At 74.9% G+C, this 22,697-nt stretch carries 18 protein-coding genes and 1 pseudogene; 14 read left to right on the forward strand and 5 right to left on the reverse strand.

All coding sequences use genetic code 11. The annotated features are described in order from the left end of the window. The first annotated feature begins 69 nt into the window (after positions 1 to 69). On the forward strand, positions 70 to 327 hold the full coding sequence (locus ACYVPE_RS33845; protein WP_461037629.1) for a hypothetical protein: 258 nt from the start codon (positions 70 to 72) through the stop codon (positions 325 to 327). An 84-nt stretch (positions 328 to 411) separates the two neighbouring features. Then, positions 412 to 972 (forward strand): histidine phosphatase family protein, encoded by a 561-nt coding sequence (locus ACYVPE_RS33850; protein WP_461037630.1) that lies wholly within the window; start codon positions 412 to 414, stop codon positions 970 to 972. Here ACYVPE_RS33850 and ACYVPE_RS33855 read toward each other — a convergent pair. After that, entirely contained in the window at positions 864 to 1,538 is a 675-nt protein-coding gene (locus ACYVPE_RS33855; RefSeq protein WP_461037631.1) for a hypothetical protein, read from the reverse strand. The two genes, ACYVPE_RS33850 and ACYVPE_RS33855, sit on opposite strands and share 109 nt — an antisense overlap. A gap of 130 nt (positions 1,539 to 1,668) precedes the next feature. On the opposite strand from ACYVPE_RS33855, the gene ACYVPE_RS33860 reads away from it, so the two are divergent. Further along, positions 1,669 to 2,790: an FAD-dependent oxidoreductase gene (locus ACYVPE_RS33860; RefSeq protein ID WP_461037632.1), complete on the forward strand. Its 1,122-nt coding sequence runs from the start codon at positions 1,669 to 1,671 to the stop codon at positions 2,788 to 2,790. Here ACYVPE_RS33860 and ACYVPE_RS33865 read toward each other — a convergent pair. Then, positions 2,787 to 4,214 (reverse strand): MFS transporter, encoded by a 1,428-nt coding sequence (locus tag ACYVPE_RS33865; protein WP_461037633.1) that lies wholly within the window; start codon positions 4,212 to 4,214, stop codon positions 2,787 to 2,789. The genes ACYVPE_RS33860 and ACYVPE_RS33865 overlap by 4 nt on opposite strands. A 158-nt stretch (positions 4,215 to 4,372) precedes the next feature. Here ACYVPE_RS33865 and ACYVPE_RS33870 point away from each other — a divergent pair. From ACYVPE_RS33870 to ACYVPE_RS33895, 6 genes and pseudogenes are all read left to right on the forward strand, one after another. Then, positions 4,373 to 5,152, forward strand: a pseudogene (locus ACYVPE_RS33870) (AraC family transcriptional regulator). A gap of 44 nt (positions 5,153 to 5,196) precedes the next feature. Beyond that, positions 5,197 to 6,225, forward strand: a complete 1,029-nt coding sequence (argC, locus tag ACYVPE_RS33875) for an N-acetyl-gamma-glutamyl-phosphate reductase (protein ID WP_461037634.1) — start codon at positions 5,197 to 5,199, stop codon at positions 6,223 to 6,225. Then, complete coding sequence (argJ, locus tag ACYVPE_RS33880) at positions 6,222 to 7,373, forward strand: bifunctional glutamate N-acetyltransferase/amino-acid acetyltransferase ArgJ (protein ID WP_461037635.1); 1,152 nt, start codon at positions 6,222 to 6,224, stop codon at positions 7,371 to 7,373. Before argC ends, argJ begins: the two co-directional genes overlap by 4 nt. Beyond that, entirely contained in the window at positions 7,370 to 8,344 is a 975-nt protein-coding gene (argB, locus tag ACYVPE_RS33885) for an acetylglutamate kinase (protein WP_461037636.1), read from the forward strand. The genes argJ and argB overlap by 4 nt, the downstream gene beginning before the upstream one ends. Continuing rightward, positions 8,341 to 9,555 (forward strand): acetylornithine transaminase, encoded by a 1,215-nt coding sequence (locus ACYVPE_RS33890; protein ID WP_461037637.1) that lies wholly within the window; start codon positions 8,341 to 8,343, stop codon positions 9,553 to 9,555. The genes argB and ACYVPE_RS33890 overlap by 4 nt, the downstream gene beginning before the upstream one ends. Positions 9,556 to 9,571: 16 nt before the next feature. Then, positions 9,572 to 10,153 carry an arginine repressor gene (locus ACYVPE_RS33895; RefSeq protein WP_461037638.1) on the forward strand — a complete coding sequence of 194 codons (582 nt, stop codon included), beginning with the start codon at positions 9,572 to 9,574 and terminating at the stop codon, positions 10,151 to 10,153. Positions 10,154 to 10,184: 31 nt separating this feature from the next. On the opposite strand, the gene ACYVPE_RS33900 is transcribed toward ACYVPE_RS33895, so the two are convergent. Next, on the reverse strand, positions 10,185 to 11,159 hold the full coding sequence (locus ACYVPE_RS33900; protein WP_461037646.1) for a 4-hydroxy-3-methylbut-2-enyl diphosphate reductase: 975 nt from the start codon (positions 11,157 to 11,159) through the stop codon (positions 10,185 to 10,187). Between the two features lie 6 nt (positions 11,160 to 11,165). After that, on the reverse strand, positions 11,166 to 12,221 hold the full coding sequence (locus ACYVPE_RS33905) for a polyprenyl synthetase family protein (RefSeq protein ID WP_461037639.1): 1,056 nt from the start codon (positions 12,219 to 12,221) through the stop codon (positions 11,166 to 11,168). Between the two features lie 513 nt (positions 12,222 to 12,734). Here ACYVPE_RS33905 and argH point away from each other — a divergent pair. Then, entirely contained in the window at positions 12,735 to 14,150 is a 1,416-nt protein-coding gene (argH, locus tag ACYVPE_RS33910) for an argininosuccinate lyase (RefSeq protein WP_461037640.1), read from the forward strand. Positions 14,151 to 14,192: 42 nt separating this feature from the next. Here argH and ACYVPE_RS33915 read toward each other — a convergent pair whose 3' ends face one another. Further along, positions 14,193 to 15,194: a Gfo/Idh/MocA family protein gene (locus tag ACYVPE_RS33915; protein WP_461037641.1), complete on the reverse strand. Its 1,002-nt coding sequence runs from the start codon at positions 15,192 to 15,194 to the stop codon at positions 14,193 to 14,195. 135 nt (positions 15,195 to 15,329) lie between these two features. Between ACYVPE_RS33915 and ACYVPE_RS33920 the strand changes: the two genes are divergently transcribed. From ACYVPE_RS33920 to ACYVPE_RS33935, 4 genes are all read left to right on the forward strand, one after another. Next, positions 15,330 to 16,181 carry a DUF4132 domain-containing protein gene (locus tag ACYVPE_RS33920; protein ID WP_461037642.1) on the forward strand — a complete coding sequence of 284 codons (852 nt, stop codon included), beginning with the start codon at positions 15,330 to 15,332 and terminating at the stop codon, positions 16,179 to 16,181. Continuing rightward, entirely contained in the window at positions 16,178 to 21,100 is a 4,923-nt protein-coding gene (locus ACYVPE_RS33925; protein ID WP_461037643.1) for a hypothetical protein, read from the forward strand. The genes ACYVPE_RS33920 and ACYVPE_RS33925 overlap by 4 nt, the downstream gene beginning before the upstream one ends. Then, complete coding sequence (locus ACYVPE_RS33930; RefSeq protein ID WP_461037644.1) at positions 21,097 to 22,269, forward strand: ATP-binding protein; 1,173 nt, start codon at positions 21,097 to 21,099, stop codon at positions 22,267 to 22,269. Before ACYVPE_RS33925 ends, ACYVPE_RS33930 begins: the two co-directional genes overlap by 4 nt. Before the next feature lie 5 nt (positions 22,270 to 22,274). Continuing rightward, the coding region (locus tag ACYVPE_RS33935; RefSeq protein ID WP_461037645.1) for a DUF5682 family protein at positions 22,275 to 22,697 on the forward strand (423 nt) is incomplete at its 3' end.

Genomic DNA, 22,697 nt, shown 5'->3' on the forward strand with positions numbered 1-22,697 from the left:
CCCGAGGTCGGTGTGCTGGCGGACGAGGTCGTTCATGGATGGCACACCGCGAGCTTACCGGGGGCGCACATGCCGCCGGGCGCCGTCGCGTCGGCGCTGGCCGCCGCGGTGCTGCGCGCGGGCGTCGCGGTCGCGCCCGGCCGTCCCTACTACGCGGCCGAGCCGCCGGCGCCCCACGTCCGCCTCAGCTTCGCCCCCGCCGCCGGGCTCGCCGAACTCGTCGAGGGCGTGCGCAGGTTGGGCGTCGCCTGGGGTGAGTGCTTCGCCGCGGGCCCTGATCAGGGGCCGTCGAGCGAGCCGTCGAGCGGGCCGTCGAGCGCCCCGTGACGGCGAACTGTGGACGCCCGGAACCCGCGTGAGATTTACGTCACCGTAGTGGTGCGGCTATTCGAGTCCTCGTACGATCGCGCCATGCTGGTCACGCTGATCGCCGCAGCCCGCAGCTCCACCCTGCTCGATGCCCGCTTCGGCGATGACCGCCCACTCGACACCGCCGGCTGGCGCGAGTTGGAGCGCGCCATTCCGGCCCTGCTGCCGTTGGCCGCGGCCGAGCTCCGCTACTGCTCGCCGACCCCGGGAAGCCGGCAGACCGGCGAGGCCATCGGCCTCGCCCCGCTCGCCCAACCGGCCCTGCGCGACTGCGACATGGGCCGTTGGAGCGGGCTCACCCTGCAGGAGGTCACCGTCCGCGAGCCGGGCGCGGTCGACGTCTGGCTCTCCGACCCGCGCTCCGCGCCGCACGGCGGCGAGCCGCTGCTCTCGTTCGTCGCCCGGGTGGGCGGCTGGCTCGACACCCGCCCGATCGACGACGACGGCCGGGTGGTGGCCGTCACCGAACCCTCGGTGATCAGGGCCGCGATGCTCTACGCGCTCAAGGCGCCGCCGCTGTCGTACTGGCGCACCGAGGTGCACCCGCTTTCGGTGGTCAGCCTCAGTGGTGGGCGGGGTCGCTGGAGCCTCAGGCTCGGCTGACCGCCGCCGCGGCCCAGACGCGCTCGGCCAGCGTCGCGGCGGGCAGTTCGCCGTCGACCACCAGGTCGCAGGTGGCGCGCGCCGGTTCGACGTTGGCGGAGGAAGGCGTCGCGCCGCAGGTTCAGATAGTTGGCCAGCAGCACGGCGACGGGGAAGTCGCCGCGCACGCACTGCCGGTGGATCTTGCGGGCCAGCCGTAGGTCGGCCGCGAGGTCGACGAACACGTCGAGTCGCGGGAGTCGCGGGAGTCGCGGGTCCGTCGTCGCCGGCCGGCGGCAGCGGAAGGCGAACATCCCCTCCACGATCACGGCGACCGGTCGTGGGGCGGCGGCGAGCGCCGCGGCGACGTCGGCGTCGAGTCGGGCGAAGTCCATCGAGCGCGGGTCGCCGACGTCGAGCCGGGGCACGCCGTTCTCGTCCGGCAGCCAGCTGCCGCGCCCGCGTTCGTCGACGTAGTAGTCGTCGCCGTGCACCACCCGCACCGGGCCGGCGCCGCCGGCGTGGCCCGCCAGGGCCAGTGCCAACGTCGTCTTGCCGGCGCCGGCGCCGCCGCTCAACGTGATCAACCTGATCAATATGGCCGCCCCCTCGGGGCCCGACCCTACCGGCGGCGAACGGGGGCGAACGGGGGCCGGTGGGCGTCCCCGCGCCGCACGGTTTGCGATACATATGAATGAGTCAATACAGTGTATCGACATGAGACACCGTATCGCCGTGGTCGGAAGCGGCCCCGCCGGCCTCACCCTCGCCCGCGTCCTGCACCGCCACGATCACCCCGTCACCGTCCTCGAACGCGATCCCGCCCGCGACGCCCGTCCCCCGGGCGGCACCCTGGACCTGCACGACACGCTGGGCCAACTCGCCCTGGACAAGGCGGGGCTGCTGGCGGAGTTCCAGACGATGGCCCGCCCCGAGGGGCAGGCCATGCGGATCCTGGACACGGACGGGACCGTGCTGCGCGACTGGCGCCCCCGTCCCGGCGGCCGGGCCAATCCCGAGATCGACCGCGGGCAACTCCGTGACCTGCTGCTCGGCCCCCTGGACGTGCGGTGGGGGTGCGGGGTGACGGAGGTGGTGCCGACGGCCGGGGACGGCGCGCTGGTCCGTTTCGCGGACGGGCGCCAGGAGGCGTTCGACCTCGTGGTCGGCGCGGACGGCGCCTGGTCCCGGGTACGCCCGGCGGTCTCGTCCGCGACGCCGCACTACACCGGCGTCACCTCGGTCGAGACCTCCCTGGACGACGTCGACACCCGGCACCCCGACCTCGCCCGGTTGGTCGGCGACGGTTCCGTGGCCGTCTATGGCGTGAACCGCGGCCTCGTCGCCCAGCGCAACGGCGGCGGGCACGTCAAGGTGTACGCCCAGTTCCGCGCGCCGCTCGACTGGCACGCGAACCTGGACCTGGCCGACGCCGAGGCCGTGCGATCAAGCCTGCTCGCCCTGTTCGACGGCTGGACCGCTCCCGTCCTCGCCCTCCTCCACCACGGCACCGCCTTCGTCCACCGCCCCCTCCACGTGCTGCCCGTCTCGCACACCTGGGCCCACGTGCCAGGGGTGACGCTCCTGGGCGACGCCGCCCACCTGATGCCCCCGTTGGGGGTGGGCGCGAACCTCGCGATGCTGGAGGGCGCCGAACTCGCCGAGTCCCTCGCCGCCGCCACCGGCCCCGGCGAGCTGGACGAGGCCGTCCGCGCCTTCGAGGAACGGATGTGGGCGCGGGCCGGCGGGTGGGCGGAGATCACGACCGCCGGTCTCGACCGCCTGGTCGGCCCGGACCCCGCCGAAGCCCTCGCCCTCTTCGACGAGGTCCAGCCCTAGGGAGAAGCGCGGCGGTTCCTCCCGAGCGAGGTGGCGACGAGGACCGCGCCGAGCGCGAGGAGGGCGGCCCCGACGGTGAGCGCCAGTGAGTAGCCGCGCGTCGCGGCGCGCAGCGGGCCGTCCTGCGCGGCCAGGGCGTCGCCGTGGCTCGTGGCCAGCGCGACGAGCACCGCCACCCCCACCGCCCCTCCGACCTGTTGAACGGAGCTCAGGACGGCCGACCCAAGGCCGGCGTTCTCCTCGGTGGTGCCCGTCAGCGCGGCCACGGTCAGGGCGGGCAGAGCCAGCCCTGACCCCAGGCTCGTGGCGAGCATGCCGGGCAGCACCCCGGAGGCGTAGCCGTCGCTCGGTGCCACGCCGGAAAGCGACAGCAGTCCGGCCGCGCTGATCAGGAAGGACATGACGAGGGCGGGGCGCAGGCCGAACCTGACGACCGCTCGGGAGGAGAGCCACATGCCCGCGAGGATGCCGGCGCAGTAGGGCAGGTAGGCCACGCCGGCCGTGAGCGGCCGATAGCCCAGCACGGTCTGCAGGTGCACCATCAGCAGGAAGGCCATCGCGTACATGGCGGCGGAGAACAGCAGAGTCGCCCCGTTGGCGACGGCGCGGATCCGAGAGGTCAGGAACGACCGCGGCACGAGCGGCTCGGCGGTCCTCGCCTCGACCACGACGAAGACGAGGGCCACGAGCACGGCCAGAACCAGGGGCCCGAAGGCGGCCGGGTCCCCCCAGCCCGACTCCCCGGTCCTCAGCAGGCCGTAGACCAGGGACACCAGGGCGCCGGTGCCCAGTACCGCACCGGGTACGTCGAGGCGCGCCCCGTGCCCGGCCCGGCTGTCGGGGACCAGGCGCGGGAGCAGCACAACGGCCGCCAGGGCCACCGGCAGGTTGATCAGGAAGATCCAGCGCCAGGACGCGAGGCCGGTCAACGCGCCGGAGACCACCAGGCCCATCGTGCCGCCAAGGGCCGCGATGCCGCCCCAGATGCCGAACGCCTTGGCGCGCTCCTCGGCGCCGGGGAACAGGAGGGCGATCAGCGCGAGTGCGGCCGGGCTGGCCATGGCCGCGCCCGTGCCCTGCACGAACCGCCCGGCCACCAGCTGCCAGGGCTCCTGCGCGAGCCCGCAGAGCAGGCTCGCCGCACCGAACAGCGTCACCCCCGTCAGGAAGACGCGTCTGCGGCCCAGCAGGTCGGCCATGCGGCCGAACAGCAGCAACAGTCCGCCGAAGGCGAGGAAGTAGGCGTTGACGACCCAGGCCAGGCCCGCGGTGTCGAATCCGAGCTGGTCGCGGATGCTGGGGAGCGCGACGCTCACCACGTTGTCGTCCAGGACGAGCATGAACTGCACGAAGCACAGCACCACCAGGGCGGGGCCGCGGCGCCCGAAGGGGTGCGCGCCGGTCGTGGTCGATACCGCGGTCATGCCGGGCGCCCCGTCTTCCTGCCCGGCCTGTGTGAACGGTGGTGGCGCCCGTGGCGCGGCTGATCGATCGGCATGGGACGACGCTATGCACCGGTGGCGCTGGCCGCGATGCGCTATGGGGCCACGTCGTATCGCATTGAGGACATAGGCTGTGGGGCATGCCCTATGCCGTCGTGGAGGCCGCCCCTGCCGGGGTGGGCGCCATCGTCGTCGGGAACTTTCCGTTGACCTCCGGGCAGTGGTTCGTCCCGCACAGTCACCCGCAGCACCAGTTGGCCTGGGCGTGACGTGGGGTGATCAGCGTCGCCGTCGACGGTGCCCACTGGGTACTGCCGCGCACCCGGGCGTTGTGGCTGCCCGCGGGGGTTGTCCACCGGACCGGCGCGACCCGCGACGCGGTGCTGTGCAGCCTCTACTTCGAACCGGACGGCTGCGACCAGGGCTGGACGGAACCCACGCCCGTCGCCGTCGACGGACTGCTGGCCCACCTGATCGCCCACCTCGGCCGCGAGAACCTCCCCGACGACGCGCGGCTGCGGGCCGAGGCGGTCGTGCTCGACCTCCTGCGCCCCCTGCCGGCCACTCCCATCGACGTGCCCGAGCCCTCCGACGACCGGGTACGCGCCGTGGCCGCCGCGCTGCTCGCCGACCCTGGGAACCCCAGGGGTCTCGAGGCGCACGCCCGGGCCGTCGGGGTGAGCCGACGCACCCTGACCCGGTTGTTCGTCCAGGACACCGGCATGAACTTCGATCGTTGGCGCACCCACGCGCGGCTGCGTGCCGCCCTGCCCCTCCTCGCCGAGGGCCAGCCCGTCTCCCGGGTCGCACACGCCGTGGGATACGCGACGCCGAGCGCGTTCCTCGCGGCGTTCCGGCGAACCGTCGGCACGTCCCCCGGGCGCTACCTCGGCGGCGACGAGCGAGATCTCATTGCATAAAACTGTCGTGCTGCGTATAGTCATGCTGTCCTAACAAGGAGGCGATGACGTTGCGTGCTGCGGTGGCGGGAGCGAGTGGCTATGCGGGAGGCGAGATCCTGCGGCTGCTCTCGGGGCACCCCGAGGTGGAGATCGGCGCGCTGACCGGGAACACCAGCGCCGGGCAGCGGCTCGACGCGTCGCAGCCGCAGCTGCTGCCGCTGGCCGACCGGGTGGTCGAGGAGACCACCGCGGCCGCGCTCGCCGACCACGACGTCGTCTTCCTCGCCCTGCCGCACGGCCACTCGGCCGCCGTCGCCGAGCAGCTCGGCGACGAGACGCTGGTCATCGACTGCGGCGCCGACTTCCGGCTGGCCGACGCGGCCGACTGGGAACGCTTCTACGGTTCGCCGCACGCCGGCACCTGGCCCTACGGCCTGCCCGAGCTGCCCGGCGGCCGGGAGAAGCTGCGCGGCGCCCGGCGGATAGCTGTGCCCGGCTGCTACCCCACCGCGGTCTCGCTGGCGCTCTTCCCGGCCTACGCCGCCGGCATAGCCGAGCCGGAGGCCGTGATCGTGGCGGCCAGCGGCACCTCGGGGGCCGGCCGCTCGCTCAAGCCGCACCTGCTGGGCAGCGAGGTCATGGGCGCGATGAGCCCCTACGGCGTCGGCGGCGGCCACCGGCACACCCCCGAGATGATCCAGAACCTCTCGGCCGTCGCCGGCGAGCGGGTCACCGTCTCCTTCACCCCCACCCTCGCCCCCATGTCCCGCGGCATCCTCGCCACCTGCTCCGCCAGGGCCAGGCCGGGCCTGACCGCCGCCCGGCTGCGCGAGGTCTACGCCGAGGCGCTGGCCGGCGAGCCCTTCGTCCGGCTGTTGCCCGAGGGCCGGTGGCCCACCACGGCCGCCGTCGCCGGATCCAACGCCGCGCTGCTCCAGGTCGCCCTGGACGAGTCGGCCGGCCGCCTGATCGTCATCAGCGCGATCGACAACCTGACCAAGGGCACCGCGGGCGGCGCGGTGCAGAGCATGAACGTCGCCCTCGGCCTCCCCGAGGAGCTGGGCCTTTCCACGATCGGAGTCGCGCCATGAGTGTCACCGCCGCCCGGGGCTTCACCGCCGCCGGCGTCGTCGCCGGGATCAAGGGGAGCGGCGCGCCCGACCTGGCGCTCGTCGTCAACCAGGGCCCGAGCCGTGCCGCCGCCGGCGTGTTCACCAGCAACCGGGTCAAGGCGGCGCCCGTGGTCTGGTCCGAGCAGGTGCTCAAGGGCGGCGCGGTCACCGCCGTCGTCCTCAACTCCGGTGGCGCCAACGCCTGCACCGGGCCGCTCGGCTTCCAGGACACCCACGCCACCGCGGAGCGGGTCGCCGCGGCGCTCGGTCACAGCGCGGGCGAGGTCGCCGTCGCCTCCACCGGCCTCATCGGCCTCCGGCTGCCGATGGACAAGCTGCTGCCCGGCGTCGACCAGGCCGCCGCCGAGCTCTCGCCGCACGGCGGCGAGAAGGCCGCCATCGCCATCAAGACCACCGACACCACCCACAAGACCGCCGCCGCCGAGGGCGCCGGCTGGACCGTGGGCGGCATGGCCAAGGGCGCCGGCATGCTCGCCCCAGGCCTCGCCACCATGCTGGTCGTCCTCACCACCGACGCCGACGTCGAGGCCGCCGCGCTCGACGAGGCGCTGCGGGCCGCCACCAGGACCACCTTCGACCGGGTCGACTCCGACGGCTGCATGTCCACCAACGACACCGTGCTGCTGCTGGCCTCCGGCGCCTCCGGCGTGGCGCCCGAGCCGGCGGCCTTCGCCGAGGCCGTCAGGACCGTCTGCGCCGACCTCGCCAGGCAACTCGTCGGGGACGCAGAGGGAGCCTCCAAGGACATCAGGATCGAGGTCGTGAACGCCGCCACCGAGGACGACGCCGTCGAGGTCGGCCGCTCCATCGCCCGCAACAACCTGCTGAAGTGCGCCATCCACGGCGAGGACCCCAACTGGGGCCGGGTGCTCTCCGCCATCGGCACCACCTCGGCCGCCTTCGACCCCGACCGGCTGGACGTCGCCATCAACGGCGTCTGGGTCTGCCGCCAGGGCTCGGTGGGCGAGGACCGCGAGCTGGTCGACATGCGCTACCGCGAGGTCACCATCACCGCCGACCTGTCAGCGGGCGACGCCTCCGCCGTCGTCTGGACCAACGACCTGACCGCCGACTACGTGCACGAGAACAGCGCCTACTCCTCATGACGACCACCCAGAACGGCGGCACCCGCAAGCACACCGCCCTCCCCAAGGCCCGGATCCTCGTCGAGGCGCTGCCCTGGCTCACCCGCCACCACGGCAGGACCGTCGTCATCAAGTTCGGCGGCAACGCCATGGTGGACGACGAGCTGAAGGCCGCCTTCGCCCAGGACGTCGTCTTCCTGCGGCACGCCGGGCTCCGGCCCGTCGTGGTGCACGGCGGCGGCCCGCAGATCAACGCCCAGCTCGACCGGCTCGGCCTCACCTCCGAGTTCCGCGCCGGGCTGCGGGTCACCACCCCGGAGACCATGGACGTGGTCCGCATGGTGCTGGCCGGCCAGGTGCAGCGCGAGCTGGTCGGCCTGCTCAACCGGCACGGCCCGCTGGCCGTCGGCATGACCGGCGAGGACGCCCACCTGATGACCGCCACCAAGCGCTACGCCGACGTGGACGGCCAGCGCGTCGACCTCGGCCGCGTCGGCGAGATCACCGCGACCGACACCGGAGCCATCCGGGCCCTGCTCGACGACGGCCGCATCCCGGTGATCTCCTCCATCGCCCGCAGCGCCGACGACCACCACGTCTACAACGTCAACGCCGACACCGCGGCCGCCGCGGTCGCCGCCGCGCTCGGCGCCGAGACCCTGATGGTGCTGACCGACGTCGAGGGCCTCTACGCCGACTGGCCCACCAGCGACGAGGTGATCAGCCGGCTCACCGTCAGCGAGTTGGAGCGGCTGCTGCCCGAGCTGGCCAGCGGCATGGTGCCCAAGATGGAGGGCTGCCTCCACGCCGTGCGCAACGGCGTGAGCACCGCGCGGGTGATAGACGGCCGAGTCCAGCACGCCATCCTCCTGGAGATCTTCACGGACGAGGGCGTCGGCACCATGGTCGTGCCCGACCCCCCGGCCGCGCGGGACACCGCGGACGACGACGGAGCCAACGGAAACGGAAAGGGCACGGGACAGCCGTCATGAGCACCGCAACGAACGAGGCCACGGGCAACGACGCGCTGAACGCGCGCTGGCGGGGTGCCCTGATGGACAACTACGGCACCCCCCGCGTCCCGCTCACCCACGGCGAGGGCCCCAGGCTCTGGGACGCCGACGGCAAGGAGTACCTGGACTTCCTCGGCGGCATCGCGGTCAACTCCCTCGGCACCGGCCATCCGGCCGTGGTGCGCGCCGTATCGGACCAGATCGCGCTGCTCGGCCACGTCTCCAACCTGTTCGTCGCCGAGCCCCCGGTGGCCCTCGCCGAGCGGCTGCTGACCCTGGCCGGCCGGCCGGGCCGGGTCTACTTCTGCAACTCGGGCGCCGAGGCGGTCGAGGCGGCGTTCAAGATCGGCCGGCTCACCGGCCGGCGCCACATGGTGGCCACCGAGGGCGGCTTCCACGGCCGCACCATGGGCGCCCTCGCGCTCACCGGTCAGCCGGGCAAGCAGGAAGGCTTCCACCCGCTGCCCGCCGACGTCACCCACGTGCCGTTCGGCGACGCCGAGGCGCTGCGGGCGGCCGTCACCACCGACACCGCGCTGGTGATCATCGAGCCGATCCAGGGCGAGAACGGGGTGGTCGTGCCGCCGGACGGCTATCTGGCGGAGGCCCGCGCCATCACCAGGGCCACCGGCACCCTGCTGGTGCTCGACGAGGTGCAGACCGGCATCGGCCGCACCGGGCACTGGTTCGCCGGCCAGGCGCAGGGCGTCGAGGCGGACGTCGTCACCCTCGCCAAGGGGCTCGGCGCCGGCCTGCCGATCGGCGCCACGCTCGCCTTCGGCGAGGCCGCCGAGCTGCTCACGCCCGGCAGGCACGGCTCCACCTTCGGCGGCAACCCGGTCTCCTGCGCCGCCGCCCTCGCCGTCCTCGACACCATCGAGTCCGAGGGGCTGCTCGAGCGGGTCAAGGCCGCCGGGGAGCGGCTGCGTGACGGTGTGTGGAATCTCGGACACCCGCTGGTCGACCGTGTCAGGGGCGCGGGCCTGCTGCTCGGTATCGTGCTCACGGAGCCGCTGGCCGCGCAGGTGCAGCGGGCGGCTCAGCAGGCCGGATTCCTGGTCAACGCCGCCACCCCCGAGGTGGTGCGGCTCGCTCCACCCCTGATCATCGGCGAGGCCGAGGTGGACGCGCTGCTCGCGGCGCTGCCCCGGATCCTCGACGACGCCGACGCGTCAGCGGCAGCGCGATGAGACCCGAAGGGGGAGCATGACCGACGAGCGGCAGCCCGTGGTGGCGGCGCAGAAGGCCCCGGGGACAGGGGGATCGTCCCTGCCCCAGACCAGGACCGCCAGGCACCGGAGGATCGTGGAGATCCTCAACCGTCAGCCGGTGCGCTCCCAGAGCCAGTTGGCCAAGCTCCTCGCCGACGACGGACTGAGCGTCACCCAGGCGACGCTCAGCCGCGACCTCGACGAGCTCGGCGCGGTGAAGATCCGCAACTCCGGGGGAGAGCTGATCTACGCCGTGCCGAGCGAGGGCGGCTTCCGCACGCCGCGGGTGCCGCTCGGCGAGTCCGCCAAGGAGGAGCGGCTCGCCAGGCTCGCCGGCGAGCTGCTGATCTCCGCCGAGGCATCCGCCAACCTGGTGGTGTTGCGCACGCCGCCGGGCGCCGCGCAGTTCCTCGCCTCCGCGATCGACCAGGCCGAGGTGCACGACATCCTGGGCACCATCGCGGGTGACGACACCCTGCTGCTGATCAGCCGGGCGGCCACGGGCGGGCAGTCGCTCGCCGACCACCTGCTCCGGCTGGCCCAGAAGCAGAAGGAGCGGGAGCAGGCGGTGGACTGACGGCGTGCCGCCGCGCGGCGTCACCCCTGCGTCAGCCGGGCGCCAGCCGTCGCGGCATCGCGAACCTCAGCGTCTCGCGGGCCACCGGCACCTCCTCCACCTCCCGGTAGCCGTGCTCGGCGAGCACGGCCACCAGCTCGCCCACCAGCACCTCGGGCACCGAGGCGCCGGCCGTGACGCCCACCGTGGCGACGCCGTCGAACCACTCGTCGGCGACCTCGGCGGCCGTGTCGATCAGCCGGGCGGCCCGGGCTCCGGCGCGCAGCGCGACCTCCACGAGACGCGCCGAGTTGGAGGAGTTGGCGGAGCCGACCACCAGCAGCAGGTCACAGCGCGCGGCGATGGCCCGCACCGCGTCCTGCCGGTTCTGGCTGGCGTAGCAGACGTCGTCGCCCGGCGGATCGGCCAGCTCGGGCAGCCTGGCGCGCAGCGCCCGCGCCGTCTCGGTGACCTCGTCCACGGCGAGGGTGGTCTGGGAGAGCCAGACCACCCTCGCCGGATCGGCGACCGGCAGCCGCTCGGCCTCCGCCGGCGACTCGACGACGTGAATGTGCCCGGGCGCGTGCCCGACCGTGCCGACGACCTCCTCGTGGTCGGCGTGGCCGATGAGCGCGATCTGGTAGCCGTCGGCGGCGAACCGCTCGGCCTCCCGGTGCACCTTGGTCACCAGCGGACAGACCGCGTCCACCACGGTCAGCCGGCGCTCGGCCGCCTGCCGGTGCACGGCCGGGGCGACGCCGTGTGCCGAGAACACGACGAGCGCGCCCTCCGGCACCTCGGTCAGCTCCTCGACGAAGACCGCGCCGCGCGCCGCCAACTCGCGCACCACATGGGTGTTGTGCACAATCTGGCGACGGACGTAGACCGGCGGGCCGTGTTGCCGCAGCGCCTCCTCCACGGTGGCGACCGCGCGCTCGACGCCGGCGCAGAAACCGCGCGGTGCGGCCAGCAGTACCTTCCCCATCGGTGATGCTTCCTCTCTCGGGGAGCTCTCGGCGGGTTCCAGCGGTTCTCAGCGGTCGCGGCGGCAGGCGAGGCGGGCCAGCGCGGCCAGCGAGGCCGCGGCCGGCTCGGCGGGTGCCGCGGCGCGCAGGCAGGCCAGGGCCTGGATGAACTCCCGCTCCGCCGCCTCCTCGGCCCAGGCCCGGCCGCCGGCCTCGGCCACTAGGTCGGCGAGCCTGCCGATCTCCTCGGGCTCGGTCTCCGGGGCGCGCCCGGGGCCGTAGCACTCGGCGAGCCGGCGCCCGGCCGGGGTGCCCGAGTCCAGCGCGGCGACCACCGGGAGCGACTTCTTGCGGCTGGCCAGGTCGGCGCCGGCCGGCTTGCCGGTGACCTCGGGATCGCCCCAGATGCCCAGCAGGTCGTCGACCAGCTGGAAGGCCATGCCCAGGTGGAGGCCGAAGCGCCGCAGGTCCTCGATCCGCTCCGCGGAACCGCCGCCCCACAGGGCGCCGAGGGCGCAGGAACAGGCCAGCAGCGAGGCCGTCTTCCGCTCGGTCATCGCCAGGCACTCGGCGAGCGAGACGTGTGCCCGCTCCTCGAAGCCGATGTCGGTCTGCTCGCCCTCGATCAGCTGGGTGGTGGCGTCGGCCAGCCACCGTAATCCGGTGACCGTGCGGGTGCGGCCCGGCGGGTCCTCGGTGAGCACCCGGCTGGCCTGGACAAGCAGCGCGTCCCCGGCGAGCAGGGCCGCGGACGAGCCGAAGACCGCCCAGGCGGTGGCGCGGTGCCGGCGGGTGGTGTCGCCGTCCAGGATGTCGTCGTGCAGCAGCGAGAAGTTGTGCACCAGCTCCACCGCGACGGCGGGGGCCAGCGCCTCCTCGGCGGCGGCGCCCACGGCCTCGGCGCAGCCGAACACCAGGGCCGGCCGCAGGGCCTTGCCGGCCGGCGCGGTGCCCGGGCGGCCGGCGCTGTCCGTCCACCCGAAGTGGTAGGAGGCCACCCGGGACACGGGCTTCGGCAGCCGGCCCACCCACTCGCGGAGGCCGGGGTCGAGCAGCTCGCGGGTGCGGCTCAGGGCGGCGAGCGCGGTGGCCCGCTCGTCCTTCGTCTCGGGCAGTGTGGTCATGCAGGGACCTCCGCTGGCTTCGGCGTTCCGGGCTGGCCCGGCACGGACAACTGATGCGACGGGCAGGCTCGCCGCCGCGCGGTAACGGCCCTGCTCACGCGTTCGCCGCCGCGCGCCGGTGGCGCTGCGCGGTGGGCGGCGATCGTGTTGTCAGCTTGGCCGCTTTCCCCGTGGTGCTGGAACGGCGTGTTTTGCATCCGCCGCGCGCCGTTGAAAAGCAACGCGCGCCGTTGTCGCTCTGTTCGACCGGGTTGACCAGGGGGTCTGCTCAGGCCAAAGGGGCAACGGAGCGCGCTCGCCCGTCGGTATTTCACTCGTGTGGGTGAGGGGAGTGGTGTGCTTGAAGGGGCGTGATCCCTCGGTGATTCGCGCGTAAGTCCTACCCGGGTAGGGTGGTTTGCCCAACCTTGTCGTTCCGCTTTGACGAATCATGCAGGGGTCTGCATACTTATTCCGTCGGGGTGTCCGGCGAGATCGCAGAACGACGATCGCAGAACGACGGGAGTTGGCCAGGTGAACCAGGACGTCAGGCTCTGGGGCGGTCGCTTCGCGGACGGCCCGGCCGCCGCTTTGGAGAAGCTGAGCGCCTCGGTCCACTTCGACTGGCGGCTCGCCCCCTACGACATCGCGGGCTCCCGCGCCCACGCCCGGGTGCTGCACCGCGCCGGGCTGCTCACCGCCGACGAGCTCGACCGGATGCTGGCCGGGCTCGACCGGCTCGCCGCCGACGTCGCCGACGGCTCCTTCACCGGCACCATCGCCGACGAGGACGTGCACACCGCGCTGGAGCGCGGCCTGCTCGAACGGCTCGGCCCCGAGCTCGGCGGCAAGCTGCGCGCCGGCCGCTCGCGCAACGACCAGGTGGCCACGCTCTTCCGGATGTACCTGCGCGACCACGCCAGGATCATCGGCGGGCTGATCGCCGACCTCCAGGAGGCGCTGATCGGCCTCGCCGACGCCCACCCGGGCGCCGCCATGCCGGGGCGCACCCACTTCCAGCACGCCCAGCCGGTGCTCTTCGCGCACCACGTGCTCGCCCACGTCCAGGCGCTCTCCAGGAACGCCGAGCGGCTGCGGCAGTGGGACGCGCGCACCGCCGTCTCGCCGTACGGCTCGGGCGCGCTGGCCGGCTCCTCGCTCGGCCTCGACCCGGAGGCGGTCGCCGCCGACCTCGGCTTCGAGGGCGGCTCCGTGGCCAACTCCATCGACGGCACGGCCTCCCGGGACTTCGCCGCCGAGTTCGCCTTCGTCACCGCCATGATCGGCGTGGACCTCTCCCGGATCGCCGAGGAGATCATCGTCTGGAACACGAAGGAGTTCTCCTTCGTCACCCTGCACGACGCGTTCTCCACCGGCAGCTCGATCATGCCGCAGAAGAAGAACCCGGACATCGCCGAGCTGGCGCGCGGCAAGTCCGGCCGGCTCATCGGCAACCTGACCGGGCTGCTCGCCACCCTGAAGGCGCTGCCGCTCGCCTACAACCGCGACCTCCAGGAGGACAAGGAGCCGGTCTTCGACTCCTGCGACCAACTCGAGGTGCTGCTGCCGGCGTTCACCGGGATGCTGGCCACCCTCACGGTCAACGAGGAGCGGATGGCCGAGCTGGCCCCGGCCGGTTTCTCGCTGGCCACCGACATCGCCGAGTGGCTGGTCAAGCAGGGCGTGCCGTTCCGGGACGCGCACGAGATCGCCGGCGAGTGCGTCAAGGTGTGCGAGGCGGAGGGCATCGAGCTCGACCAGCTGACGGACGAGCAGTTCGCCAAGATCTCCCCGCACCTCACGCCCGAGGTCCGCACCGTGCTCAGCGTGCCCGGCGCCCTCGCCGCCCGCTCGGCCCGCGGCGGCACGGCCCCCTCGGCGGTCGCCGTCCAGCTGGCCGACGCCAAGGCCGAGCTGGCCGGCCAGCGGGAGTGGGTCGCCGCCAGGTGACGCGACACGTCTCGGGGGCGGCCGCCCCCGAGACGTCGTCCGCTACTCGCCCGGGTAGCGAAGCCCGATGCGGGCGCGGGCCGCGTCCAGCGTCCGCATCACGGCCAGGCTGCCGTCGAGCGGCACCAGCGGCGACTCCGGTTCCCCGGCCCGCAGGGCACGCGTGACCTCCGCGATCTGGTGGACGAAGGTGTCCGCGGGGCCCGGGTCGGCGAACTCCTCGGGCTCCCGCCCCGGCCGGTGCAGCACGAAGCGGTCGGCGAAGAAGAAGCCGCGCGGGAACTCGATCCGGCCGGCCGAGCCGGTCACCGAAGCGGTCCGCGGCGTGTCCGCCACCAGCGAGGTGCTGAGCGTCGCCACCGCGCCGGAGGCGAAGCCCAGCAGCAGCCCGGTGTTGGTGTCCACCCCGCCGGTCAGCCGGGCCCAGGCCGCCACCTCCTCGGGCTCGCCGAGCAGCAGCTGGGCGAACGAGACCGGGTAGACGCCCAGGTCGAGCAGCGCCCCGCCGCCCAGCGCCGGGTCGAGCAGCCGGTGCCCCGGATCGAGCGGGCCGCCGATCCCGAAGTCGGCCTGCACCGCCCGCACCTCGCCGATCGCGCCGTCCCGCACCAGACCCACCATCCGTCGGATGGTCGGATTGCAGTACATCCACATGGCCTCCATCAGGAAGAGGCCGCGGCTCCTGGCCAGCGTCACCAGCGACTCGGCCTCGGGCGCGTTCAGCGTGAACGGCTTCTCGCACAGCACCGCCCGGCCGGCCTCCAGGCACTGCCGCACCGCCGCGTGGTGCGCGTTGTGCGGCGTCGCCACATACACCACGTCCACGCCGTCGTCCGCCGCCAGCTCCGCCCAACTCCCGTACGCCCGCGGGATGTCGAAACGCTCCGCGAACTCCTCGGCCGGGCCCTTCGCGCGCGAACCCACCGCGACCAGCTCGGCCTCCGGCATCCGCTGCGCGTCGCCCGCGAACCTGGAGGCGATCGAGCCCGTCGCCAGGATCCCCCAACGCACCGGCCGCGCCCCGGCACCCGCCTCGTCCGCCATGTCTCTCCCGTCCGGTGACCCGCCGTCAGGGAGCGTCGCGTGGCCCGCCGTCGGGAGCGTCGCACTGCGGGGGCCACTGTCAGTGGCTGCTTCTAGAGTCCTGATCATCGTAAGCACGACCACAGGGAGATGGTCATGGGGTGGATCGGGGCCGGCGACTACGAGGTCGCGCTCGACGAAGCGGGCAGGGTCGTCTGCCGCAACAAGGCGGGGCGGCGGCTCAGGACGGTGCCCGCCAGGATCGCCGACGAGCCGGCCGTCGTCCAGCTCCGCCAGCTCGTCGAGTGGCTGGCGCGGCACGAGCGCGAGTGCGTCGCGAGCGTCGAGCGCTGGATGATCAGGTCCCTGCCGGTGCCGGCCGCCGTCCTGACCCAGGTCTGGCCCGACGCCGCCTGGCGGGCCGCCCTCCGCGACCTGGTCGTCACCGACGAGGCGGGCGCCGTCGCCGGCTTCCTGCGGGACGCCGACCCAGAGCGCGGCATCGGCCTGGTCGACCTGGACGGCGACACCGTGCGCGTCCGCCCGGCACTGCTGCGCATCCCGCACCCGGTCCTCCTCGACGACCTGGCGGAGCTCCGCGACTTCGCCACCGAACTCGATCTCCGGCAGGGCGTCGGCCAACTGCACCGCGAGGTGTGGCGGCGCGAGGGAGTCAACCCCGAGGCGACCGCCGTCGACACCTTCGCCGGCGGCCGGTTCAAGCAGCTGCGCTTCCTCGCCGGCCGCGCCACCTCCCTCGGCTACCGGGTCCGCGGCGGCCAGGCCGTCTGCCCCGTCTTCGAGGCCGGCCGCACCGTCGAGGCCCGCGTCTGGCTCGGCGAGTACGAGGGCTACGAGGAGACCGAGACCGGGCCGCTGACCTGGAGCGACACGGCCGGGCGCGGGCTGCGCCTCGGCGAGGTCGGCCCGGTCGCCTGGTCAGAGGGCATGCGGATGGCCGCCGCGCTGCACGCCTGCCGCGAGATCGAGAAGGAGCAGGACAAGTGAGTGACGCCACCGCCCTCGACGCCGGCGCGATCCTGGCGCCCGACAGTCACGAAGGGGCCGACGCGGACGGACTGACCGCCCGCGTCTACATCCACCCCGTCCTCGACGACCGGCGGATCGTCCGGCTCGTCCCCGAGACCCTCGGCGAGGCCGAGGACCTGGCTCTCGACTTCCTCGGCCTGCGCCGCGATGGCGAGGCCCCCACGGTCGGCCAGGTCCGCCGCGAGACCCTCGGCTTCCCCGCCTGGGCCCTGGTCAACGACCCGGCCAACGGGCACCACGCCCTCGCCCTGGTCCGCGACATCGAGCGGCTCGCCCGGCTCGCCGGGTCCCGCGCCGGCCACGCCAGGGAAGGCTTCGAGGAGCTCGGCGAGCGCCTCGGCCGCTCCGTCCCGCACTTCCTGCCCACCTACTACGAGCAGGCCGCCCGCGCGTTCCTCGCCGTCGAGAACCCGCGGTACGCCGCCGCGTTCTTCGGCCGCGCCCGCACCGCCGAGCGGGCCCACGGCCTCGCGGTGGACGAGGCCAGGCAGCGCGCCGTCTTCCTGGAGTTCGCCTTCGCCGGCGCGCTCACCGCCAAGGAGCTCAAGGAACACGTCAGGGACCTCACCGGGCGGCTGCCCGCCGCCCAGGCGTGGGCCGAGTTCCGCCAGCTGACGGTCGAGCGGTGCGCCGCCGGGCTGCCGCCCTACGCCTCCTTCCCGCAGGACAGCCGCCGGCTGATCAGGGCCGCCGGGCTCGACCCGGCAGCCGAGGAGCGCGAACTGCTCGCCGAACTCCTCGGCTCCCCGGCGATCGTCCGCGCCCCCCGCTCCTTCTGGACCGGATACCGCGAGGCCCTCGCCGCGCTGGGCCGCGAGCGGCCCGAGATCCGCCGCCGGCTGCTGGAGATCCTCCCCAGCAGCCTCGCCGCCGAGGACGGGGGAGACGAGCTCTGGCTGCGGCTGCTCGCCGAAGCCCAGGCCGAGGCCCTGCTCACCGCCCAGCCGCCGGCGGCCGGCGTGGCCGCCGCCGACTGGCTCTCCCGCTGGGCCGGCCACCTCAGCCGCGGCTGGCGCGGCCCACGCCACTCGCCCGACAGCTACGCCCTGGCCCGCCGGATGGCGCCCCGGCTGCGCGCCGACGCCACCCCGGTCGCCCTCGTCCAGAACCACGGCTGGCGCGGCGGCACCGACCTCGAACTGCTCGACCTCTGCCTCGCCGAGAACATCCCGGTGGCCGACCCGCCCCGCCGCCCCAGGTTCGACCTGGGCAGCTGGCTCCAGGCCCCCGAGAGCGACCGCCGCGACCTGGCCGCCCTCGCCGCCGACCCCCGGTTCGCCCCCGCCCTGTCCACCGTCGTCGGCGAGACCGGCGGCCGGCGCAACGGCGAGGCGCTCGACGCCGTCGTCGCCCACCCGGTGCTCCGCGGCGTGCTGCGGGAGTGGCTCGGCGCCCGCGTCGAGGAGTTCGTCGCCGCGCCCGGCCTGCCGGCCGCCCGCACGGCCCTCGACGCCCTGCTGCCCTTCGGCGCCACCGTCGCCGAGGTCCACCCCGAGGCGCTGGCCAGGCTCGCCGCCCACCGGCTCGGCCCCGTCCTCGGCCGCACGCTGCGCGCCGGGATCTTCGACGAGCTCGGCTGGCCCGCCCTCGAGGAGGCCGTGCGGCTCGTCGGCGAGCCGAGCGGCCACCAGCGGCAGTACACCGTCCACGAGGCGTGGCCGGCGCTGATCGTCGGCACCGCCACCCGGGCCGTCGTCGTCGGCCAGGAGGGCGTCCTGCTCGAACACGAGCTCCGGATCCCCGACCAACTCCACTGGCAGCAACCCGACTTCCGCTACGTCGACGGCCAGCTGCTGGTCACCTGGTGGCACGGAGGCGAGCAGCGCGCCTACTGGTCGGCCCGCCCCGACGAGGTCTTCCGCCTCGGCGGCGCGCGAGCCGGCGGCTGGCACCGTCCCAACACCGCCGTCACCCTGGCCCTGCCGGGCGGCGGCCGCGCCACCGGCACCCGGCCGCTGCACGCCGGCGACACGGCGCTCCCCGAGGAGCGGGCCGTCCTCGGCGACGGCACGGGCCACTGGTCCCTCGGCACGCACGACCGGCTCCACTCCTGGCGCGAGTACGACCCGACCACCGGCGCCGAGGGCCGCGCCTCGCTGCCGGCGTTCCTGGCCGGCGCCCTCACCGACGACGCCCGACTGCTCGCCGAGCACTGCTCCGTGCTCCCGCTGCCCGTCGGCCTCGCCGACACCCCGCTCGGCACCGACGGCCACCGGCTCGGCTGGTGGGTCCGCGCCGAACAGGGCGGCAAGGTCCTCAGGGCCGGCTCCCCCGACGGCCGCACCGTCACCCTCACCGGAGACGGCCCCCGCCGGATCCCCGTCGGCGCGCCCCGGCTCCCCGGCGGAGCCGAACCCGTCCTCGCGATCCACGGCGGCGACCTCGCCCTCTTCGAGGCGGGCGCCCACCGGGTCCACGGCATGCTGGGCAGCGCCGTCCAGGCCCAGCCGGGCGGCGAGTTCGCGGCCGGCACCCCGCTGGTCCCGCCGGCGCCCTTCTGGCACCTGCTGCGCCCCCGCGACGAGGCCGGATCACGCGCCCTCCGCGCCCTGACCGACGAGAAGGCCGAACATCTGATCACCGCCGTCGCCGAGGCCGAGGCCGAACAGCGCGCCACCCAACTGGCCGCCAGGGAGGCGGGCCGCGAGATCCCCGCCGCCGAGCGCCGCCGCGCCGAGGACGAGGCCGTCGCCGCCGCCGTCGCCCGGGTCCTGCCAGAACTCACCGACCAGGCGCTGCGCCGCGGCGTCGCCGGCATCGTCGGGATCGCGGTCCGGCAGGTCGGCTCGGCCGCCCGGCTCGCCGTCCCGAAGAGCCTCGACGCGGCCTCCCGCGAGCTGGCCATGTTCGAGGAGTACCGGCCGCCGCACGGCGACAACGCCACCCTGCTGCGGGCCGTCCGCGGTCTCGTCACCCCCGACCCCCGCATGCCCTACCACCAGTCCTCCTCCTGGGCGGTGCTCCAGCAGATCCGCGCCGCCGGGCGGGTGCTCGCCGGCGAACCCGCCACCGGCCGGCCACTGCCCGCCAGGTACCGCGCCGAGCCGCTGCCCGCCGGCTGGACGACCGACGAGCGCACCGCGCCCTCCGCCCACCTCGACTGGACGCCCCTGCTCGCCGCCCAGCGCGCCCTCGCCCACCGGGCCACCGGACAACTCCTGGGCGACGAAGAACGCGAGGCCCTGCTGCTCCTCCTCCAGGCCCTGGCCGAGGGGCCGCTCGCCGGCCGGGGCGCCCTGCGCCGGCTGGTCCTCGTCGAGCAGGGCGTGAACGCCAGGCGCGGTGGCCAGGTGCTGCGGCGCGGCGACCGCACCGTGGTCATTCTGGCCGTCCAGCGCGAGGACCGGGAGACCGGCCGTACCCACTGGCTCGCCCTCGACCACGACCCGACCGGCGCCTTCGGCCCCGTGGCCCCTTTCACGCTCGCCGAGGAACGCGCCTTCCCCGGCCGGCCCACCCCCGCACCGCTGCTCGACGTGGTCAGGCTGGTCAGGGAACACGGCCCCGTGCCGTGGCGCCCGGAGCCGGCCGCCGACCTCGCCGCCCGCACCGGGCTCGGCCCCGTCCAGGCCGCGCTGCTGCTCGCCGGGCTGCCCCACGAACCCACCGCCGAGACGCTGGCGACCCTCGGCCTCAAGCCCAAACAGGCCGAACACGCGGGGGAGTTGCTCGCCGCCCTCGACACCCAGGGCCTGGCCATGGCGATCGGCGCCCTGCTTCCCGGCGAGCCGGCCACGGCCTGGGCCGAGGGCCCCGACACGAAGGCCGCGGCGAGCGCCTGGCACGGCCGCTTCGGCGACCGCCATCTGGTGCCCGAGGAGGCCGTGGCCCAGCTCGGCCTCGACCCCGACGCCGCCACGGCCGTGCTCAACCCGGCCCACACCCCGTGGCTCGCCCGCACCACCACCCAGCGGCTGGAGGGAAACCGCCTTCAGGCCGACGACCGCGCTGCGGTGCCGAGCCGCGGCGAGCTGACCGCGGCCGTCACCGCGCTCGCCACCCTGGCCTACGGCCTGCCGCTCGATCACCCGCTGCGCGCCGCCCTGCCCGCCGCGCTCGAAGGGCTTCGGCGTCGGCTCGCGGACCCTCGACTCGTCCTCGACCTGGACATCGAGTGGGCCGAGTCCGGCGGCTCGACCGCCCGGCGGCTCCGCGAGGCGCACGGCCTACCCGAGGCCGGCGGCTTCGGGGCCGACGGGCTGCTGCGGATCGGCGAGGCGCTCGTCGTCTTCCCCTGGTACGGCGCGACCGAGGCCACCTGGCTGCGCCCCGCCGGCCTCACCGGCCCCGACGACCCCACCTTCGGCCTCGTCGAGGGCGTCCTCGGCGCCCCCAGGGCCCGCTACGCGCTGAACCCGCTGCGCGCCGTCCTGGCCGACGGCCTCGGCCGCGCCGTGCGCGCCGGCGGCGAGGGCGCCGCCGGCTACGCCCAGGACCCGCAGCGCAGCGTCCCCCACCTGGTCGCCGAGGTCGCCGCCCGGCACGGCATCGGCGAGGACGCCGCCGCCGTCTACCTCCAACTGCTCGCCCTGCCCGACCCCACGGACCGCAACCGCACCCGCTGGACGGGCTGGAAGCCCGCCAGGGTCCGCCGGGCCAACGCCGAGCTGGCCGCCACCGACCTGGTCGTCACCGCCCAGCGCGCCCGCGCCGGCCGCCGGTTCTTCCTGCCCGGCGGCTGGGCCGAGCACCGCGCCCCGCTGCTCCCCGTCGAGACCTGGAAGGAAGCCCTCCACGGGCCCCACGTCAGCTCCCGGGGCATACCCCACCTGCCCGTCGCCGAGCTCTTCGAACGCGCCTGGGCGCGGGTGCTCGACGGCGACGCGCCCGCCTACGAAGAGCTGATCACCCGTGCCACCAGGAAGGGCCGCCGATGACCGCCCCCGCGCCGACCTCCGCACCTCCGCGGCAGATCACCCCGCCCGAGGACGAGTTCGCCACCGAGCTGGCCTTCCTCGCCGCGCACGACACAGGACCGCGCCCGCCGGGCTGGCGGCTCACCCCGCGCGCCGTGGTCACCTTCGTGATGGGCAGCGGCGGCGAACCGCTCGCCCTCCCCGAGGAGTCGGCCGCCATCGCCGAGCTGCCACGCCGGCTGGTCGTCGCAAGGAAGTTCGTGGGGGAGCGGGCCCTGGTGGAGCGCTGCGTCATCACCCTGGCTGGGGAGCGGGGGCTCCTGCTCGTCGGCGAGCCGGGCACCGCCAAGTCCATGCTCTCCGAGCTGCTCTCGGCCGCCGTCAGCGGCACCAGCGCCCTCACCGTCCAGGGCACCGCGGGCACCACCGAGGACCAGCTCAGGTACGGCTGGAACTACGCGCTGCTGCTGGCGAAGGGCCCGAGCCGCGAGGCCCTGGTGCCCTCGCCGGTGCTCACCGCGATGACCACCGGGGCCGTCGCCCGGGTCGAGGAGATCACCCGCTGCCTGCCCGAGGTGCAGGACGCCCTGGTCTCCCTCCTCTCCGAGCGCCGCGTCGCCGTGCCGGAACTCGCCGGCACCGCGGACGCCCAGCTGCACGCCGCCCCCGGATTCGCCCTCGTCGCCACGGCCAACCTGCGGGACAAGGGCGTCTCCGAGATGTCGGCCGCGCTCAAGCGCCGCTTCAACTTCGAGACCGTGGGCCCGATCCCCGACCTCGACGTGGAGACCGCCCTGGTGCGCCGCCAGTCCCGGGCCGCGGTCGAGCGCGCCGGCGTCCCCTACCAGGTGGACGACGCCGTCCTCGAAGCCCTGGTCACGGCCTTCCGGGACCTGCGCGACGGCCGGTCGGCCGAGGGCTGGGAGGTGGCGCGGCCGACCAGCGTGATGAGCACCGCCGAGGCCGTCTCGGTCGCGGGCTCACTCGCCCTCGCCGCCGCCTACTTCCCCTCCGAGCGGGACGTGCTCGGCCTGCTGCCCGGCCACCTGCTCGGCGTGATCCGCAAGGACGAGCCGGCCGACGCCGCCTGCCTGCGCGGCTACTGGGACGGAGCGGTCCGCCGCCGCGCGGAACAGGGCTCCCAGACCTGGCGCACCCTCTGGGACCTCCGCTCGGCCCTGGAGGACTGAAGGCGATGACCACCGCGCACCCGCCGGCCCCGCCCGCCGCCGCCCTCCGGGAACTCACCGACCCGGCCGGGCCCTTCCTGATCGGGGTGCGGCACCACGCGCCGTCCCTGGCCGCCGTCGTGCCCGCCCTGCTCGACGCGGCGGAGCCCGAGGTGCTGCTCGTCGAACTGCCGGCCGAGCTCCAGGAGTGGCTCGGCTGGCTGGCCCACGAGGACACGACGGCGCCGGTCGCGCTGGCCGCCGTGGAGCCGGGGCCGGACCCGGGATCGCCCGCCTTCTACCCGTTCGCCGACTTCTCGCCCGAACTGGTCGCCCTCCGTTGGGCCGCGCGGCGCGGCGTCCCCGCCGTCGCCGCCGACCTGCCGCTGGCCGACCGCGCCTGGCTCGCCGACCGCGGCCCGGCCGGCGCCCGCCACCCCGGCCGCCGC

The organism is Streptomyces mayteni, assembly GCF_054783955.1.